18 protein-coding genes are annotated in these 17,607 nt (G+C 69.1%); 5 read left to right on the forward strand and 13 right to left on the reverse strand.

The window, feature by feature from the left end; genetic code table 11:
- The first annotated feature begins 46 nt into the window (after positions 1-46).
- On the forward strand, positions 47-1,477 hold the full coding sequence (locus tag ACOACQ_RS22750) for a glycoside hydrolase domain-containing protein (protein ID WP_378596732.1): 1,431 nt from the start codon (positions 47-49) through the stop codon (positions 1,475-1,477).
- 54 nt (positions 1,478-1,531) lie between these two features.
- On the opposite strand, the gene purQ is transcribed toward ACOACQ_RS22750, so the two are convergent.
- From purQ to ACOACQ_RS22770, 4 genes are all read right to left on the reverse strand, one after another.
- Complete coding sequence (gene purQ / locus ACOACQ_RS22755; protein WP_420289328.1) at positions 1,532-2,200, reverse strand: phosphoribosylformylglycinamidine synthase subunit PurQ; 669 nt, start codon at positions 2,198-2,200, stop codon at positions 1,532-1,534.
- The gene (gene purS / locus ACOACQ_RS22760; RefSeq protein WP_182377931.1) at positions 2,197-2,442 is read right to left on the reverse strand and encodes a phosphoribosylformylglycinamidine synthase subunit PurS; all 246 of its coding nucleotides are present in this window, start codon (positions 2,440-2,442) and stop codon (positions 2,197-2,199) included. Before purS ends, purQ begins: the two co-directional genes overlap by 4 nt.
- A gap of 55 nt (positions 2,443-2,497) precedes the next feature.
- Positions 2,498-4,054: a long-chain-fatty-acid--CoA ligase gene (locus ACOACQ_RS22765; protein ID WP_420289329.1), complete on the reverse strand. Its 1,557-nt coding sequence runs from the start codon at positions 4,052-4,054 to the stop codon at positions 2,498-2,500.
- Positions 4,055-4,150: 96 nt separating this feature from the next.
- Positions 4,151-5,047, reverse strand: a complete 897-nt coding sequence (locus ACOACQ_RS22770; RefSeq protein ID WP_378602753.1) for a phosphoribosylaminoimidazolesuccinocarboxamide synthase — start codon at positions 5,045-5,047, stop codon at positions 4,151-4,153.
- Positions 5,048-5,126: 79 nt separating this feature from the next.
- Here ACOACQ_RS22770 and ACOACQ_RS22775 point away from each other — a divergent pair, with 79 nt between their 5' ends.
- Entirely contained in the window at positions 5,127-6,104 is a 978-nt protein-coding gene (locus tag ACOACQ_RS22775) for a sulfotransferase family protein (protein ID WP_378602756.1), read from the forward strand.
- On the opposite strand, the gene ACOACQ_RS22780 is transcribed toward ACOACQ_RS22775, so the two are convergent.
- Positions 6,101-6,994 carry a hypothetical protein gene (locus tag ACOACQ_RS22780; protein ID WP_420289330.1) on the reverse strand — a complete coding sequence of 298 codons (894 nt, stop codon included), beginning with the start codon at positions 6,992-6,994 and terminating at the stop codon, positions 6,101-6,103. The two genes, ACOACQ_RS22775 and ACOACQ_RS22780, sit on opposite strands and share 4 nt — an antisense overlap.
- 92 nt (positions 6,995-7,086) lie before the next feature.
- Between ACOACQ_RS22780 and ACOACQ_RS22785 the strand changes: the two genes are divergently transcribed.
- From ACOACQ_RS22785 to ACOACQ_RS22795, 3 genes are read left to right on the forward strand one after another with little or no spacing between them, the layout of a single operon-like run.
- Complete coding sequence (locus tag ACOACQ_RS22785; protein ID WP_420289331.1) at positions 7,087-7,449, forward strand: hypothetical protein; 363 nt, start codon at positions 7,087-7,089, stop codon at positions 7,447-7,449.
- A gap of 47 nt (positions 7,450-7,496) precedes the next feature.
- Positions 7,497-7,823 (forward strand): antibiotic biosynthesis monooxygenase family protein, encoded by a 327-nt coding sequence (locus ACOACQ_RS22790; protein ID WP_420289332.1) that lies wholly within the window; start codon positions 7,497-7,499, stop codon positions 7,821-7,823.
- Between the two features lie 24 nt (positions 7,824-7,847).
- Positions 7,848-8,714 (forward strand): SDR family oxidoreductase, encoded by an 867-nt coding sequence (locus ACOACQ_RS22795; protein ID WP_420289333.1) that lies wholly within the window; start codon positions 7,848-7,850, stop codon positions 8,712-8,714.
- A 105-nt stretch (positions 8,715-8,819) separates the two neighbouring features.
- Here ACOACQ_RS22795 and ACOACQ_RS22800 read toward each other — a convergent pair whose 3' ends face one another.
- The 8 genes from ACOACQ_RS22800 to purB all read right to left on the reverse strand — a co-directional run bounded on the left by ACOACQ_RS22800 (position 8,820) and on the right by purB (position 17,607).
- Positions 8,820-10,106 (reverse strand): ABC transporter substrate-binding protein, encoded by a 1,287-nt coding sequence (locus ACOACQ_RS22800; protein ID WP_420289334.1) that lies wholly within the window; start codon positions 10,104-10,106, stop codon positions 8,820-8,822.
- 52 nt (positions 10,107-10,158) lie between these two features.
- Positions 10,159-11,286 (reverse strand): branched-chain amino acid ABC transporter permease, encoded by a 1,128-nt coding sequence (locus ACOACQ_RS22805; RefSeq protein WP_420289335.1) that lies wholly within the window; start codon positions 11,284-11,286, stop codon positions 10,159-10,161.
- Positions 11,283-12,170 (reverse strand): branched-chain amino acid ABC transporter permease, encoded by an 888-nt coding sequence (locus ACOACQ_RS22810; protein ID WP_420289336.1) that lies wholly within the window; start codon positions 12,168-12,170, stop codon positions 11,283-11,285. Before ACOACQ_RS22810 ends, ACOACQ_RS22805 begins: the two co-directional genes overlap by 4 nt.
- Positions 12,167-14,002: an AMP-dependent synthetase/ligase gene (locus ACOACQ_RS22815; protein WP_420289337.1), complete on the reverse strand. Its 1,836-nt coding sequence runs from the start codon at positions 14,000-14,002 to the stop codon at positions 12,167-12,169. The genes ACOACQ_RS22810 and ACOACQ_RS22815 overlap by 4 nt, the downstream gene beginning before the upstream one ends.
- Positions 13,999-14,826 carry an ABC transporter ATP-binding protein gene (locus ACOACQ_RS22820; RefSeq protein WP_420289338.1) on the reverse strand — a complete coding sequence of 276 codons (828 nt, stop codon included), beginning with the start codon at positions 14,824-14,826 and terminating at the stop codon, positions 13,999-14,001. Before ACOACQ_RS22820 ends, ACOACQ_RS22815 begins: the two co-directional genes overlap by 4 nt.
- A complete protein-coding gene (locus ACOACQ_RS22825) occupies positions 14,823-15,611 on the reverse strand; it encodes an ABC transporter ATP-binding protein (protein WP_378604536.1) in 789 nt (262 codons plus the stop codon). Before ACOACQ_RS22825 ends, ACOACQ_RS22820 begins: the two co-directional genes overlap by 4 nt.
- 134 nt (positions 15,612-15,745) lie before the next feature.
- Positions 15,746-16,240 (reverse strand): SRPBCC family protein, encoded by a 495-nt coding sequence (locus ACOACQ_RS22830; RefSeq protein WP_420289352.1) that lies wholly within the window; start codon positions 16,238-16,240, stop codon positions 15,746-15,748.
- Positions 16,168-17,607 carry an adenylosuccinate lyase gene (gene purB, locus ACOACQ_RS22835; protein ID WP_378604530.1) on the reverse strand — a complete coding sequence of 480 codons (1,440 nt, stop codon included), beginning with the start codon at positions 17,605-17,607 and terminating at the stop codon, positions 16,168-16,170. Before purB ends, ACOACQ_RS22830 begins: the two co-directional genes overlap by 73 nt.

Consider the following 17,607-nt stretch of genomic DNA (forward strand, 5'->3'; position numbering starts at 1 on the left):
CATGGCCACCACGGCCCTTCCCACTTCCCCTGGAGTTGTTTCCGCCATGTCTGTCCGGCTCGTTCCCACTTCGGTACGACGACCCGCACCGCACGCACGCCTGCGCACGCAGTCCGGTCGACTCGCCACAGGGGTGCTGGCCGCCGTCCTCGCGCTGACGTTGCTCGGACAGCTCCAGGGCGACACACCGAAGGCGACTCCGCGTCCGATCGACCTGACCGCCGCCGGCACCAACCCGGTGACGCCAGGCAACTTCACCGGCTACGGGTTCGACCAGTGCGTGGCCCCGACCCAGGCGAAGATGGACGCCTGGCTCGAGAACTCGCCGTTCCTGTCGGTCGGCATCTACATCAGCGGCAACTCCCGTGCCTGCCGCAGCCAGCCGAACCTGACGCCGGCCTGGGTGACCCGCCAGCTCGTGCAGGGCTGGCGCCTGCTGCCGATCACGCTGGGCCCGCAGGCCAGCTGCAGCACGCGCTACCCCAAGTACAAGGACGACCCGACGATCAACCCGGACCCGACCAGCAGCTATGCGAAGGCCAAGGCGCAGGGCAAGCTCGAGGCGGAGCGCGCCGTGGCGGCGGCGAAGGCGTTGGGCCTGGCCCCGGCCAGCACGCTGTTCTACGACCTCGAAGGCTTCGACCTCGGCAACACGCGCTGCCGCCAGTCCGCCGTCGCGTTCATGCACGCCTGGACGCTGCGCGTGCACGGGCTGAGCTACAAGTCCGGCTTCTACTCCAGCGCCGGTTCGGGCATCAAGATGCTCGACGACGTCGCGAAGAACTCGCCCGGCGTCGCGTTGCCCGACCAGCTCTGGATCGCCCGCTGGGACGGCATCGCCAACACCACGGTCAGTTCCGCCTACCTGTCCCCCACGGCCTGGCTGCCCGGTCGCCGCGTGAAGCAGTACCAGGGCGGACACAACGAGACCTGGGGCGGCGTGACGATCAACATCGACCGCAACTTCCTCGACCTCGGCAACTCCACACCGGCGGCCGAGCGCCACTGCTCCGGCATCCGGATCGACCTGGTGCGGTACTCCGCCGTCAAGCCGCCCACCGCCTCGGTCGTGCCGAACGCCACCCGGGTCAAGGCGTTGCAGTGCCTGCTCCGCGAGAAGGCCATGTACACGGGCGCCATCAACGGGCTCTACAACACCGCCACGCAGGCAGCCGGGATGAGGTGGCAGAAGTCGCTGGGCTTCCGCACCAGCACGACCTGGAGCGTCAAGGACTGGATGTCCATCCTGTCCGCGGGCCACCGGCCGGTCCTCAAGATCGGATCCCGCGGTGTCTACGTACGACGCGCGCAGCGCGCGATGCAGGCAGCCGTGCCGACCCTGGAGATCAAGATCGACGGCATCTTCGACGCAGAGATGGCATCCGACGTCCAGGCCTACCGCGCCAAGGTGGGCATGCCGCGGGCAGGCATCGTCAGCACCGCGACGTGGGCCAACCTGCAGGTGGGCAAGTACTGACTTGACCAGGGTCGTCGGTGGTCGAGGAGGTTGCGCAGCAACCGTCTCGAGACCTCAGGCGAAGGTGCGCTCGACGAGCGAGGCGAAGAAGCCGATCCCGTCGAGGCCGCTGCCGGTGAGCTCCTCGACAGCGTGCTCGGGGTGCGGCATCAGGCCGACGACGTTGCCGCGCTCGTTGGTGAGGCCGGCGATGTCGTTGAGCGAGCCGTTCGGGTTCATCTCGAGGTAACGGGCCACGACCTGGCCCTCGCCCTCGACCCGGGCGAGCGTGTCGGCGTCGGCGACGAAGCCGCCCTCGCCGTTCTTCAGCACGATCCGGATCTCCTGGCCCTGCTCGTAGGCAGAGGTCCACGGGGTGTTGTTGTTCTCGATGCGCAGCAGCTGGTCACGGCAGACGAACTTGCGGTGGTCGTTGCGGATCAGCGCACCCGGGAGGAGGTGCGACTCGCACAGGATCTGGAAGCCGTTGCAGATGCCGAGGACGGGCATGCCCTGCTGGGCCTTGGCGACGACCTCGGTCATCACAGGGGCGAAGCGCGAGATGGCGCCGCAGCGGAGGTAGTCGCCGTACGAGAAGCCGCCGGGCAGGATGACCGCGTCGACACCCTTGAGGTCGGCGTCACCGTGCCACAGGGCAACCGCTTCGTTGCCGCCGATGCGGACCGCGCGCTGCGCGTCGACGTCGTCGAGGGAGCCGGGGAAGGTGACGACCCCGACCTTCACTGCTCGACGCTCACGGCGTAGTTCTCGATCACCGGGTTCGACAGGATCGTCTCGGCCATCTGGCGCACCTCGGCCAGGACGGCGTCGGTCACCTCACCGGCGAACTCGATCTCGAACCGCTTCCCCTGGCGGACGTCCGTCGCGCCGGTGAAGCCGAGTCGGGGCAGGGCACCGAGCACCGCCTTCCCCTGGGGGTCGAGGATCTCGGGCTTCGGCATGACGGAAACGACGACTCGGGCCACGGACCGCAGTCTAGTGACCGCGGGCCGTGGCCCGTGCATCGCGTCCGGTTGCGGACTACGACAGCTCGCGCTTGAGGATCTTGCCCGTGGCGGTCATCGGAAGCGCGTCGACGAACTCGACGATGCGCGGGTACTTGTACGCCGCCATCTGGTCCTTGCTCCAGGCGACGATCTCCTCGGGGGTGGCGGTGGCGCCCGGCTTGAGGATGAGGACGGCCTTGATCTCCTCGCCGTGGCTGTCGTGCGGGACGCCGATGACGGCGGCCAGCGAGACGGCCGGGTGGGTGAGCAGCACTTCCTCGATCTCGCGCGGGTACACGTTGAAGCCGCCGCGAATGATCATGTCCTTGGACCGGTCGACGATGTAGTACCAGCCGTCGGCGTCCTTGCGGCCGAGGTCCCCGGAGCGGAACCAGCCATCCTCGCTGATCGAGGCAGCCGTCGCATCGGGCCGCTTGTAGTAGCCCTTCATGATGTTGTGGCCCTTGATGGCGATCTCGCCGATCCCTTCGGGGTCCTTGACCTCGTCCCAGGTGTCGCCCTCGAGCAGCTTCATCTCGACGCCGGGGATCGGCGTTCCGATCGAGCCCACCCGCGGCGTCTCACCGAAGCGCGAGAAGCTCGCGACCGGGGAGGTCTCGGACAGGCCGTAGCCCTCGAGGATCGTGACGCCGAAGCGCTCCTCGAACTGGTGGTGCACCTCGACGGGCAGTGCCGCACCGCCGGCGACGGCGACCCGCAGGTTCGCGGCGAGCGTCTGGACGTCGACCGTGTCGTCGAGCGCACCGAGCAGGCCCCAGTACATCGTCGGGACGCCGCCGAAGAAGGTCACCTTCTCCTTGAGCATGAGGGCCAGTGCGGGCGCGGCCTCGAAGCGGGGCAGCAGTACGACGGTGCCGCCGTAGGCGAACGCGCCGTTCTGGATGACGGTCTGGCCGAAGGAGTGGAACAGCGGGAGCACGCAGAGGTAGGTGTCCGGGTTCGCGGAGTCCGCACCGAAGAGCGACTCACCCGTCAGTGCGTTGTCGCGCATGTTGCGGTGCCGCAGCTCGGCGCCCTTGGGCTGGCCCGTGGTGCCCGAGGTGTAGAGGATGACCGCGGTGTCGTCGTCATCGACGTCGACGGTCTCGAACGTCGGCGGCTGCGACCCGACTGCCTGCCCGAACGTCTCGGTGCCCTCGATCGGCGACGGCGCCGTCGGGTCGGCGGTGATCACGAAGAAGTTCTCGCAGCCCTCGGTCGCCTCGAAGCCGGCGTGGCACTCGGCACCGATCGGCAGGTCCGGCGTGCCCTGGAAGGCGAAGAGGGCCTTCGCGTCGGAGTCGGCCAGGTGGTAGGCGACCTCGCGGCCCTTGAGCAGGACGTTGAGCGGCACGACGGTCGCGCCGGCCTTGAGGATGCCGTAGTAGACGATCGTGAAGTAGGGCAGGTTGGGGCAGCTCAGGGCGACCTTGTCGCCCGGCTTGATGCCGCGCTCGACGAGCAGGTTGGCGACCTGGTTGGCGGCACCGTTGACCTGCGGGTACGACAGGCGGGTGTCACCGAAAACGATGGCGGTGCGGTCGGGGAAGTCGTGGGCGCTCTTCTCGAGAAAGCCGGCGAGGTTCGTCATGGCGAAAACCTACTGTCCCGCCGTGACCCGGGTCACTGTTCTCGTGACCACAACGTCACCCCGTGCTTTGTGCACCCGCCCAGTGGGCGGGGCTGGTCAGAACCGCTGACCAGTGAGGCGCTCGTAGGCCTCGAGGTACTTCGACCGGGTCAGGTCGATGACCTCCTGGGGCAACGCAGGCGGCGCCTCCCCCGAGGCCTTGTCCCAACCGGACTCGGCGGACGAGAGCCACTTGCGGATGACGTCCTTGTCGTACGACGGCGTCGGCTGGCCCGGCTGCCACAGGTCGGCCGGCCAGAACCGGCTCGAGTCGGGCGTCAGCACCTCGTCGGCGAGCACGACCGTGCCGTCCGGCCGCGCGCCGAACTCGAACTTCGTGTCGGCGAGCAGGATGCCGCGCTCGCGCGCGATCTCCTCGGCGCGGCCGTAGACCTGCAGGGTCAGGTCGCGCAGCGTGGTCGCCGACGCCTCCCCCACGGTGGCCACCACGGCCTCGAACGAGACGTTCTCGTCGTGGTCGCCGAGCTCGGCCTTCGTGGCCGGGGTGAAGATCGGCGCGTCCAGCCGGCTGCCGTCGACCAGGCCGCCAGGCAGCGGGATGCCGCAGACCTCGCCGCTGGCGTCGTACTCACGCAGGCCGGAGCCGGTCAGGTAGCCGCGGGCGACGCACTCCACCGGGAACATCGCGAGCTTCTCGCAGATCACCGCTCGACCGCGCACCTCGTCGGGCACGTCGGTGGACACGATGTGGTTCGGCACGAGCTCCGCCAGCTGCTCGAACCACCACAGCGACATCCGGGTGAGGATCTCGCCCTTGTCGGGGATCGTCGTGCCGAGCACCCAGTCGAACGCCGAGATCCGGTCACTGGCGACCATCAGCAGCTGGCCGACGTGCGGTCCCTCGGTGATCTCGTAGAGGTCGCGCACCTTGCCGGAGTGCAGGTGGCGGGCTCCGGGGAGCTCGGGTGCGGGCGGGATGTTGGCGAGCGTCACGGACCACAGCCTAGGAGGCTCGCGCCCGGCCGTGGACAGGCGCTCGCGGGTTCGTACAAAAGTATCTAGACTGATGTACATGACTATGGATCGGGAGCCCCGGCCTGACTTCCTCCTCGTCGGCGCCCCGAAGGCAGGGACCAGCGCCCTGCACCTCGCCCTCGCCGCGCACCCCGACGTGTTCGTGACGACGCCGAAGGAGCCGAAGTACTGGCTCTGCGAGAACGCCCCGCCGCCACACTGGGGCGGCCCCGGCGACCGCCACTCCCAGCGCGAGTGGATCTGGCAGGCCGACGCCTACACGGACCTGTTCCGGCCCGCTCCGCCCGACGCCGTGCGCGGCGAGAGCACCCCGTTCTACCTGTGGCACCGCGGCGCCCAGCGCCGGATCGCCGAGTCCCTGCCCGACATCAGGCTGATCGCCGTGGTCCGCGACCCGATCGACCGCGCCTACAGCAACTGGATGCACCTCTGGTCCGACGGCCTGGAGCCGGAGGCCGACTTCGAGACCGCGTTCGCCCGGCAGGACGAGCGCATCGCGGCCGGCTACGCGCCGTTCTGGCGCTACCGCGAGCTCGGGCTGTACGGCGAGCAGTTCCGCGACCTGTTCAAGCTGGTCGAGCAGTCGCGGGTGCTGGTCGTCCGCTACCGCGACATCGTCGACCAGCCGGTCGAGACCATCGATCGCGCCTGCCGGTTCCTCGGCATCCGCGAGGGCCAGGTGAGCGAGATCCCCCGGGACAACTCGCGGCCGTACGTCGCCCCCGGTTGGCGCCCTCGGGTCGTCGGACCGCTGGTCCGGGCCGGCGCCTGGGCCGGACAGTTCGCTGCGCCCGAGGTCTGGCGTGCCGCGAGCGTGCCGCTCGTCGCGCGCCTGCAGACGCGCGACGCCCACCGGCCGTCGCTCACCTCCGAGCAGCGCGAGCGCCTGCTGCCCGCCTTTGCCGGCGACATCGGCCTGCTCGCCGAGCTCACCGGCGAGGACTTCTCCGACTGGCTGTCGACCCGCGACCGCGGGTCCTTCGCGCAACGCCAGGCGAAGCGCGTCGACGCCTAACGCACCAGCGTGACGAGGTCGTGCGCGCCGTCGGCACGCGCGGCCTCCACGTAGAAGCGCGTCCGTCCGTCGGGGAGTGCCACCGCGCTGGCGTAGCGCCACGCGCCGTCGCCGTGCGGCGAGGAGATCGGCGGTCCCGCCGCCGGGACGAAACGGTCGCCGTCCCACGTCGCCACCCCGGTCGTCTCGAACCAGTTGGACTCGGCATCCGGACGGCCGTCATACAGGGCGGTCGGGGGTGAACCCACCCGCCACGGGAGTACGGCGGTGACGCGGGCGCCGCGCGCATCCCACTCCCCCGGCTGGCCGGCGAGCACCTCACCGTGGTCGGTCCAGGCCAGGCCGTCAGCGCTTCGCATCAGGCGCGTCGTCATCCGGTCCTCGTGGCCCGGGTCGGTCAGCGGGTGGCAACAGACGAACATCTCCCAGCTGTCCGCGTGCTGCACGATGACCGGGTCCTTGACCGCGACGGTCTCGTCACCCGGGAGCACCACGCGGCGCTCACCCTGCGGGATCTCCTCGGGCGTCGCCGCCGTCAGGCTGTCGATCCACCAGTGCTTCGAGTCGGGGGTTGCGCACGACAGGTAGAGACGCCAGCCGATGCCCGGAACCGGCACCAGGACAGGGCGTTCGAACGACTCGCTGCCGAAGGCCTCGCGGTGTACCTCGGCCACCGTTGTGAACCGCTCACCGTCCTCGGACCGCGCGATGACCACACTGACGCCGCGTCCGTCCGTCAACGGCCGGCGCACGCGATAGGTCAGCCAGTAGGTGCCGTCGACCAGGACCGCGCTGGCCGCTCCGGCCCAGTTGCCGGCACCCGCAGCCGGTGCTGGTACGACGACCAGCGGGTCGTCGTACGTCGGAACGGCCAGAGCATCCAGGGACATGGACCGATCATACTCGACCAATTGACTCGACTTTGGATGTCGACAAAGGGGGTGCCTCCTCCAGCTCCGATTGCGGGTGGCAGAGTGGCAACATGCCGGAGTCTTCAGCGACCTACCCCGACAGCCTGGGCACGAACTCGACCGCAGTGGTGTGGGAGGACGAGATCTGGGTCCTCGCCCGCCATGACGCCGGGGCCGCCCTGGGCCTGACCCTGCACGCCCGCGAAGCCGAGGCGCTCGGCCAGCTCGATGACGAGCACGCCTCCCAGCTCGGCCGGATCGCCAACCGCCTGGTCCGCATCCTCGAGCACGTCGACGGTGCCGCCACGGTGCAGGTCGGCCGGGTGGCGGGACCGCACGTCAACGCCACCTTCGAGGTCGCTGGCGTGAGCGAGGACCGCTTGCACGACATCGCGGTGAAGCTGTCCAACTGGGGCGGCAACGCACGCGCCTGAGGCGCCTGCTCGACCGCTCACTGCCTGACCGACCAAGGAGAATTCCCATGTCTGTCGTGAAGATCAACGCCATCCACGTTCCCGAGGGCGCCGGCGCCGAGCTCGAGCAACGCTTCACTGCCCGCGCCGGCGCAGTCGAGAACTCCCCCGGCTTCCTCGGCTTCCAGCTGCTGCGTCCGACCGCTGGAGACCAGCGCTACTTCGTCGTGACCCAGTGGGCCGACGAGGAGTCGTTCGCCGCCTGGCGCGACGGCCAGGGCAAGGCGGCCCACGCCGACAAGCCCGGTGAGGCACCCAAGAAGCCGGTCGCCACCGGCGCCGACCTCCTCGAGTTCGAGGTCGTGCTGGACGTCCGGCCTGCCGGACCAAAGTAGAACTCGTTCTACTACGATTCGTGGGTGGGCACCTACGCAGTCACCGGATCGGCATCAGGCATGGGCAAGGCTGTCGTTGACCGCCTCGTCAGCGAGGGCAATGTCGTCGTCGGCATCGACCTCCGCGACGCCGACGTGATCGCTGACCTGTCGGCACCATCCGGTCGCAGTGCGGCTGCCGCTGCCGTCATCGAGCTCTGTGGCGGCGTGCTGGACGGTGCAGTCATGGCGGCGGGCCTCGGCCCCGCGCCGGGGCGCGACCGGCCACGCATGATCGCCGAGGTCAACGTGCTCGGCGTCATCGAACTGCTGGAGGCCTGGCAGCCGTCGCTGGCACGCGCCGAGCGCGCCAAGGTCGTGGTCTTCGCCAGCAACGCGACGACGACCGTCCCGATGGTGCCCAAACGCGTCGTACGGGCACTCCTCGAAGGCGATGTCGATCGGGCCGTGCAGCGCCTGCGACTGCTTGGCAAGGCAGCGCCCACGTTCGCCTATGCCGCCAGCAAGGTCGCCGTCAGCCACTGGGTACGACGCCAGGCGGTCACCCCCGACTGGGCTGGCGCCGGCATCCGGCTCAACGCCCTCGCACCGGGCGCGATCATGACCCCGCTGCTCGAGCAGCAACTGGCGACGCCGGCCGAGGCGAGGCGGATCAAGGCCTTCCCGGTGCCGATCGGCGGGTTCGGTGACGCCAACCAGCTCGCGGCCTGGGTGGTCTTCATGCTCTCCGACGCCGCGGACTTCCTCTGCGGGAGCGTCGTCTTCGTCGACGGCGGGTCTGACGCATGGTTCCGTGCGACCGACTGGCCGCGCCCCGTGCCCGCCCGCCACCTCCGGCGCTACGTTGCCCGGATGCGGTCCTTCCGCCAACGCGCCCGGAGCGGAGCCTGAGCCGGCCGCATCCTTGAGCACTGATCGAATACCGATTGAGTACTGACGGACGAACGGCCCGCCGATCCGGAAGATCGACGGGCCGTTGTCATTGAACGGTGCCGGCTACTTCTGCAGGTAGCAGGGTTCGGTGAACTCGTACGCCTCAGCCGTCTTGCCCGTGAAGGGCTCGACTGCGACGGACACCTTCGACGACGCAGCCTCGTCGACCTTGTTCAGCTGCGTCACGCGGACGGCGGCCTCGTTCGGGTCGCCTTCGTAGTTGGCCGTCCCCTCCGGGAGCGTGCCCTCGCTGTCGATCCCGGTCAGGCTGTTGGCAGCGTCGACCATGCCTTCGCGGTCGAGCGAGTCGTCGGCGATGGCCTTCTCGAGGACAGCCTTGAGGACGTAGCCGCTGCTGTAGCCGATGGAGTACCAGTCGTTCGGCGCCTGGTCGCCCGCGGCGGCCCGCATCTTCTCCATGCCGGGGACGTCCGCGTCCCAGGCCGGGAACGAGGTGGCCTGCTGGTAGAGCGCCTTGATCGCCGGTCCGGCCGGCGACGCCAGCACGGCGGAGTTCCAGCTCGGGATGGACCCGATGAACTTGCCCGTGAACTTCTGCGCCGCGCTGCCACCGACGACCGAGGCCATCTCCTTGGGGCTGGTCGCGATCACGACGTAGTCGGGCTTGGCCTTGAGCAGGGCACCGATCGCTGCGGACTGGTCGTCACCACCGTCGACCGTGCCGGTCGTGATGTCGGTGAACTTGAGGCCGCGCTCCTTGGCGGCGATGCGGGCACCCACCATGGCGTCGTCGCCGTAGTCACCGGGGAAGTGCACGACGGCGACGGACTTCGCGCCCTGGTCCGCGGCGTAGTCGACGATGTTCATCGCCTCGGTGCAGTAGCTGGAACCGACCTCCAGCGAGATGTCGTCGAAGATCCAGTTCGAGCCGAGCGACGCCGGACCGACCAGGATCGACTCGTTGGTGGCGTCCTCGAGGATCGCGTTGGTGTGTGCGGTGCCCAGCGACTGGGTGACGGCGAGGATGTCGTCCTTGATCTCGTTGAACAGCTCGGCATGCTTCTCCGGGTCGTAGCCGCTGTCCTTGACGTACGTGGTCACGTCGACCTCGTAGTCACCGATGCCACCGGCCTTGTTGACCTCGTCCCAGAAGGTCTTCTGGCCAGCGGTGAACGGCTCGCCCACGCCCTTGAACACGCCCGTGAGGTCGGTGACCGTGCCGAGGTAGATGCAGCCCTTGTCCTTGTCGATGGCGTTCGGGCACGCGTCGTCGGTGACGCCCGGCGCGGCACCGCCGCTCGAGTCGTCGTCGCGCCCGCAACCCGCGATCGCCATGGTGACGGTCAGGGCAGTCGCAATGACTCCCAGTGATCTCGACCTTCGGTTCACGGTTCCTCCTGTGGTTGTGCTGCTGTTGTGATGGTGCAGCCCGGTTGGGCGGTCAATAAGAGAAGGGGAAGCTCTTCCAGTACGTGCGCACGCGATGCCAGATGCCGAAGAGACCGCGTGGCTCGAAGAGCAGGAAGGCGACGATCAGGACGCCGTACATGATCTGCTCGAACTCGAAGATGTTCGGGTGCTCGCTGGCCGAGCTCGACAGGAACGGCACGAACGCGGGCAGCTCGCTCGCAAGGCGCGGCAGCAGCGCGATGAGCATCGCGCCCATGATCGTTCCGGAGATCGTGGCAACGCCGCCGATCAGGACGATCGCGATGAACTGGACCGACATCAACAGGCTGAAGGACTCCGGCGTGAAGTGGCCGCTGGCCGAGAACATCAGCGCCCCGCAGATACCCGCGTAGAACGACGAGATCGTGAACGCGACGATCTTGTAGCGGGTGAGGTTCACGCCCATCACGCCGGCGGCGACGTCGCGGTCGCGGATCGCCGAGAACGCGCGGCCGATCCGGGAGCGCGCGATGTTGCGGGCCAGGACGGCGGCCACCACGAGGACTCCGAGGAACAGCCAGTAGAGCTTCTGCTCCTCGGTCCAGCCGCCCTTGAACCCGTTGTCGACGGTGAACTGGATGCCGAACAGCTCGGGCTTCGCGGCCTCGCGGCCGACCTGCGGACCGCCGCTCATCTCGTTCCACTCGAAGAAGAAGTACTGCCCGATGAAGACCAGGCCGAGGGTGACGACGGCGAGGTAGAGCCCGCGCAGGCGCGTGGCCAGGGGCGCGACCAGCGCACCGGCGATCGCAGCGATCAGGCCCGCACCGATCAGCCACAGCGGCATGAAGTCGACACCGAAGCCGAGGTAGCGGCCGTCGGGGTCGCCGGAGAGTACGGCGGCGGCGTAGGCGCCGATGCCGACGAAGAACGCATGCCCCAGGGAGACCTGGCCGGCGTACCCGGTCACGAGGTTGAGGCCGATGGCGCCGATCGCCAGCACCAGGCCACTGCCGAGAATGATCAGCAGGTTGTCGGACACCAGCATCGGCATCAGCGCGGCCACCACGAGCACGGCGATCGTGCCGAGCACCTTCGAGCGCGTGTTGAGCAGCGCCATGTCCTGGCGGTAGCTGGTGTAGAGCTCGGGGCGTCCCCACTTGCTCGTCAGGGAGGTCATACGCGTTCAACCTCTCTGGTGCCGAACAGCCCGTAGGGCCTGACGAGGAGCACGATCAGCATCACCAGGTAGGGCGTGATCGAGCCGATGTTGGTGTCCAGGCCCGGGAACCAGTCGCGGTGGTACGACGTCACGATCTGTTGCGTGACGCCGATGACGAGGCCACCCAGGACTGCGCCGCCGAGCGAGTCGAGTCCGCCGAGGATGATCACCGGCAACGCGAGCAGCGCGATGTGCCAGTGGTTCTGGTCGACCGTGCGACCGGCTGCGGCAAAGACCCCGGCCACGGTGGCGAGCGCGCCGGCCAGTCCCCACGACACGGCGAACACGGTGCCGACGCTGACACCCTGCGCCATCGCGGCTTCCTGGTCGAGGGCCGAGGCCCGCATGGCCAGGCCGATCGGCGTCCACCGGAAGAACGCGAACAGCGCCAGCACGAGCACCGTCGTCACTGCGAAGGCAGCCAGGTCGCGGTGCTCGATGTAGACGCCGCCCACCTCCCAGGCATCCAGTCCCCACGGATCGCCCACCGTGCGCTGGTCCGAGCCGACGAACATGCCGGACACGATCCGCACGATGATGTCGATGCCGATCGTGATGATGGCGATGACGAAGACGGCCTTGCCGACCATCGGCCGGATCGCGATCCGTTCGACGACGAGCGCGACGGCAGCGATCGCGATCGCACCGACGACCACTGCGGCGAAGAAGCCGATCTCGGGCGACAGGTAGGTCACCAGCACCGTGCCGGCGAGCAGGAACGACGGCTGCGCGAAGCTGATCACGCCCATCGACTTGTAGATGATCACGAAGCCGAGGGCGAGCAGGGCGTAGATCGAGCCCAGGCCGACTCCGCCGGCCACCGCGCCGAGGAACTGCGTCATGCCGCACCTCCCTTGGCCGGGGCGTACATCGACTCCACGAGGTCGTGGAACATCGCGTCGATCGACGCGCGCTTGACCTTCTGCGTGGCGGTCAGCTCGCCGTCCTCGTGGTCCAGCTCCTTGGGCAGCATCCGGAAGTACTTGATCTGCTCGACCGGGTTGTGGCGCTTGTTGACCTCGTCGAGGATCGACTGGACCAGCGTGCGTACCTCTTCCTTCTCGGCGAGGTCGCGGTAGGTCGTGAAGCCGAGCTGGCGCTGCTGCGCCCAGGCGCCGACGGTGTCGAGCTCGATCCCGATCAGCGCGGTGAGGAACTTGCGGCCGTCGCCGATGACGATGGCCTCCTTGATGAACGGCGAGGCCTTGATGCCGTTCTCGATCTCCGACGGCGCGATGTTCTTGCCGCCGGCGGTGATGATGATGTCCTTCATCCGGTCGGTGATCCGCAGGTAGGTGCCGTCCCACTCGCCGACATCGCCCGTGTGGAGCCAGCCGTCGGCCGAGACGGTCTTCGCGGTGGCTTCCTCGTCGGCCCAGTACCCGGCGAACACCGCGGGGTGCCGGGTGAGGATCTCCCCGGTCTCGTCGTCGACCTTCACCTCGATGCCCTCATGGGCCTCGCCGACGGTGCCCAGACGCACACGTCCGGGTCGGTTGGCGGTCGCGATCGCGGCGTTCTCCGTCATGCCGTAGAGCTCGTGCATCGGGACGCCGATGCCCATGAAGAACTGCAGGACCTCCGGTGCCACCGGTGCCGCGCCACAACTCGCGTGGCGCACCCGGCGCAGGCCGAGCCGGTCGCGGAGCGCCCGGTAGAAGAAGAGCCACCCGACGGCGTACGCGAGACGGGTGCCGAGGGTGTGCTGGCCACCGTTGGCGGCCAGCCGGGCCCCGAGCCCGTCGGCACGCCCCAGCCAGAAGCGCGACCAGCGCCGCTTCGCCCAGGTCGCGGAGTCCAGCTTGATCCGGGCCGTCGCGAGCAGCTTCTCCCAGATCCGCGGGACCGCGAAGAACAGCGTGGGCTGCACCTCGCGGAGGTTCTGCGGGACGGTCTCGATCGACTCCGCGAAGTTCACCTGGGTGCCGCCGCCCGCGTTGTACCAGGTCGTCAGGACCCGCTCCGCGACGTGGCACAGCGGGAGGTAGGACAACGTCAGGTCCTTCGGCCCGGGCGCCGGCCGGGCGAACGGGCTCCGCTCGAGCACCGTCTCCAGCGCGAACTCGGCGTTGCCGATCGTCAACATCGCGCCCTTCGGCGGTCCGGTCGTGCCGGAGGTGTAGACGAGCGTCATCACGTCGGACGGCTCCGCCGCGTCGACGAGCGCCTCGACCGCGCCGGGGTTCGCGGCACGGTGCTCCTGGCCCATCGCGAGCATGGCCTCCCACGCCAGCAGGCGCGGGTCGTCGTAGGACCGCAGGCCGCGCGGCTCGACGTACATGATCCGGCGCAGCTCGGGCAGGTCGCCCGACTCGAGCGCCTTGTCGACCTGTTCCTGGTCCTCGGCGAAGTGCACGCAGGCACCGCTGTGCGAGAGGAGGTACGACGTCTCGGCGGTCGGGTTCGTCGGGTAGAGGCCGACGGTGGTGGCGCGGATGGCCACCGTGGCCATGTCGAGGAACAGCCACTCGGGCCGGTTCTCGCTCTGCACCGCGACCCGGTCGCCGGGGCGAACCCCCAGTGCCAGCAGGGCGTGCGCGACGTCGAGGATCGTGTCCCAGTAGGCCGCCCAGGTGATCTCGTGCCAGATGCCGAGGCGCTTCTCGCGCATCGCGACGCCCTTGGGCGACTGCGCGGCCCGGTCGCGGATCCGGGTGACCATCGTGCGGGTCATGGCGTGGCCCCCTCGGCATCGCTCGTCTCGCCCAGGTCGCCCAGGTCGCCCAGGTCGCCGGCGTCGCCGCCGAGGTAGGCGCGGATCACGTCCGGGTTGCGCTGGATCTCCGTCGGCGTCCCGGTGGCGACGGGGGTACCGAAGTCGATCACCATGATCCGGTCGGCGATGTCCATCACCAGGCCCATGTCGTGCTCGACCATGATCATCGGGATCCTCAGCTCGTCGCGGATGTCGAGGATGTAGCGGGCCATGTCCTCGGTCTCCTCGAGGTTCATGCCGGCCACCGGTTCGTCGAGCAGCAACAGTCGCGGCTCCATCGCCAGGGCGCGCCCGAGCTCGACGCGCTTCTGCACGCCGTACGGCAGCAGCCCGACGGGGAACTTGCGCCACTGCTCGAGCTCGAGGAAGTCGACGATCTCCTCGACCCTCCTGCGGTGCCTGAGCTCTTCGTTGCGGGCACGCCCGACCCAGAGCATCGCCGCGAGCGTGCCGTAACGCAGGTGCTGGTGGCGCCCGAGCATCAGGTTGTCGAGGACCGTGAGGTTCGCGAAGAGCTCGATGTTCTGGAAGGTGCGCGCCATCCCGAGCCGGGCGATCGCGGGCGGCCGCATGCCGAGCAGCGAATGGCCCTCGAGGACGACCTTCCCCTGCTGCGGCCGGTAGACCCCCGAAAGGACGTTGAAGATGCTGGTCTTTCCGGCGCCGTTGGGGCCGATGACCGCGAAGAGCTCGTCCTCCTCGACGGTGAAGCTCACCCCGTTGACGGCCTTGACCGCCCCGAAGGAGAGGTGGACGTCGTCGAACTGCAGCACGGTCGTCACGACGCCCACCGCTTCCTGCGCCGGTAGTGCTTGACCGAGCGGAAGGATCTGGCCGCCTCGCCCTCGGCGCCCAGGCCGAGATAGAACTCGCGCACGTCCGCGTCGTCGCGGAGCTGGTCGGCGCTGCGGTCCATGACGACCCGGCCGTTCTCGAGGACGTAGCCGTGGTGGGCGATCGACAGCGCCATCGTGGCGTTCTGCTCGACCAGCAGGATCCCGGTGCCCTGGCTGTTGATCTCCACGATGATGTCGCGGATCTGCTCGACCACCTTGGGCGCCAGCCCGAGGGACGGTTCGTCGAGCAGCAGGTAGCGCGGGTCGGACATCAACGCGCGGCCGATGGCGAGCATCTGCTGCTCACCTCCGGACAGCAGCCCGGCCTGCCCGTCGCGTCGATCGCGCAGGATCGGGAACAGTCCGTAGACCCGCTCCAGGTTGGCCTTCAGGTTGCGCCGGTCGGCGTAGCCACCGACGCGGAGGTTCTCCTCGGCAGTGAGCTCCTTGAAGACCCGACGGCCCTCGAGCACGTGCTTGATGCCCTTGCGGGCGAGCGACGAGGGCTTCAGCTCGCCCACCGATTCGCCGTCGAGGGTCACCGAGCCCTTGCGGATCTCACCGTCGTGGATGTCGAGCAGGCCGGACAACGCCCGCAGCAACGTCGACTTGCCGCCACCGTTGGCACCCAGCAGGGCGATGATCTTGCCGTCGGGGACCTCCAGGCTGATGCCGCGCAACGCCAGCACGACGTCGTCGTACACGACTTCCAGGTTCTGCACCGCGAGCACTCGCGACCTCCCCGCCCACCCGTCGACCCTGTGACGCCCATCACAGTGGCTCGCAATGTAGCCGTCCTCGGGCCGCGCGGGAACAGCCGACGCGCAACTGGGTCGAAATGGTTATCGGGTGTTCGACACCCGGTTCAGCGAGACGCGGCGAGGATCCGCGACGCGCGGCGGAGGTCCGCGACGACCGTACGACGACTGGCCAGGCCGATGAAGCGGCCGGCACCGAGCATGGTCACCGAGAACTCGGCGCCGACCCGCGTGCCCTCGGGGCAGGCCGCGAAGGTCAGTGCGAGGCGCGCCCTCGCCGGGCCGAAGTGGCCCTCCTCGACCCACAGCAGCGGGTGGTCGGACTGCACGGTCCGCAAGGCGGGGCGCACGCCCGGCACCACGGTGACGTCGGTCCACGAGACGCCGGCAGCCGTGAACGAACCGTCTTCGGCGGGCGCGACGTCGGCGACCGCGCGCAGCGTCGACTGCCAGTCCGGCCGGTTACGTGGGTCGGCGAGATAGGCGAACGCCCGGTCCGGAGGGACCGGAAAGGTGACGATGGAGCCTCTCAGAGGATCGCGCCCGGGTTGTACGCCGCGGCGTCCGGATGCTGCTCGACCAGCGCGGCCACCTGGCGGCAGACCGCCTGCGTCTGGGCGACGGCCGCACCGGTGAAGGTGATCGGGTCGGCGACCAGGGACTCGAGCTGCTCGGCGGTGAGCCCGAGACGCTCGTCGGCAGCGAGCTTGGCGAACACGTCGTTGGTGGCCTGGCCCTGGCGCATCGCCAGCGCGGTGCCGACCGCTGCTTCCTTGATCGCCTCGTGCGCGGCCTCGCGACCGACGCCGTTGCGGACAGCGGCCATCAGCACCTTGGTGGTGGCGAGGTAGGGCAGGTAGCGGTCGAGCTCGCGCTGGATGACCGCGGGGAACGCACCGAACTCGTCGAGCACGGTGAGGAACGTCTGGAACAGCCCGTCGACGGCGAAGAACGCGTCCGGCAGCGCCACCCGTCGTACGACGGAGCAGGAGACGTCACCTTCGTTCCACTGGTCGCCGGCGAGCTCGCCGACCATGGAGAGGTACCCGCGCGTGATGACGGCGAGGCCGTTGACCCGCTCGCAGGAACGGGTGTTCATCTTGTGGGGCATCGCGGACGAGCCGACCTGGCCCTCCTTGAATCCCTCGGTGACGATCTCGTTGCCGGCCATCAGCCGGATCGTGGTCGCGAGGTTGGACGGCGCCGCCGTCAGCTGGACCAGCGCGGAGACGACGTCGAAGTCGAGCGAGCGCGGGTAGACCTGGCCGACGCTGGTGAGCACCCGGTCGAAGCCGAGGTGGGCGGCGACGCGCTGCTCGAGATCGGCCAGCTTGTCGGCATCGCCACCGAGCAGGTCGAGCATGTCCTGCGCCGTGCCCATCGGGCCCTTGATGCCGCGCAGGGGGTAGCGGGCGAGCAGCTGCTCGATCCGCTCGACGCCGATCATCAGCTCGTCGGCGACCGTGGCGAACCGCTTGCCGAGGGTGGTGGCCTGGGCCGCCACGTTGTGGCTCCGGCCGGCCATGACGGTCGTCTCGTGCTCGGCCGCGAGGCGGCCGAGGCGGGCAAGGGTGGCGACGGCACGATCCCGGAGCAGGGCCAGGGACTGCTTGACCTGCAGCTGCTCGACGTTCTCGGTGAGGTCGCGCGAGGTCATCCCCTTGTGGATGTGCTCGTGGCCGGCGAGGGCCGCGAACTCCTCGATGCGGGCCTTCACGTCGTGCCGCGTGATCCGTTCGCGGGCCGCGATGCTCGGCAGGTCGACGTCGTCGATGACCTTCTCGTAGGCCTCGATGACGCCGTCGGGCACCTCGATGCCGAGGTCCTTCTGCGCCCGGAGCACGGCGATCCAGAGCTGCCGCTCGAGAACGATCTTGTGCTCCGGCGACCAGATCTGCGCGAGGTCAGCAGCGGCGTAGCGGGTGGCCAAGACGTTCGGTACGACATTCGGGACGGTCACGTGCCTCAT

Origin of the sequence: Nocardioides sp. CPCC 206347 (assembly GCF_048654605.1) — a bacterium.
GTDB lineage: Bacteria > Actinomycetota > Actinomycetes > Propionibacteriales > Nocardioidaceae > Nocardioides.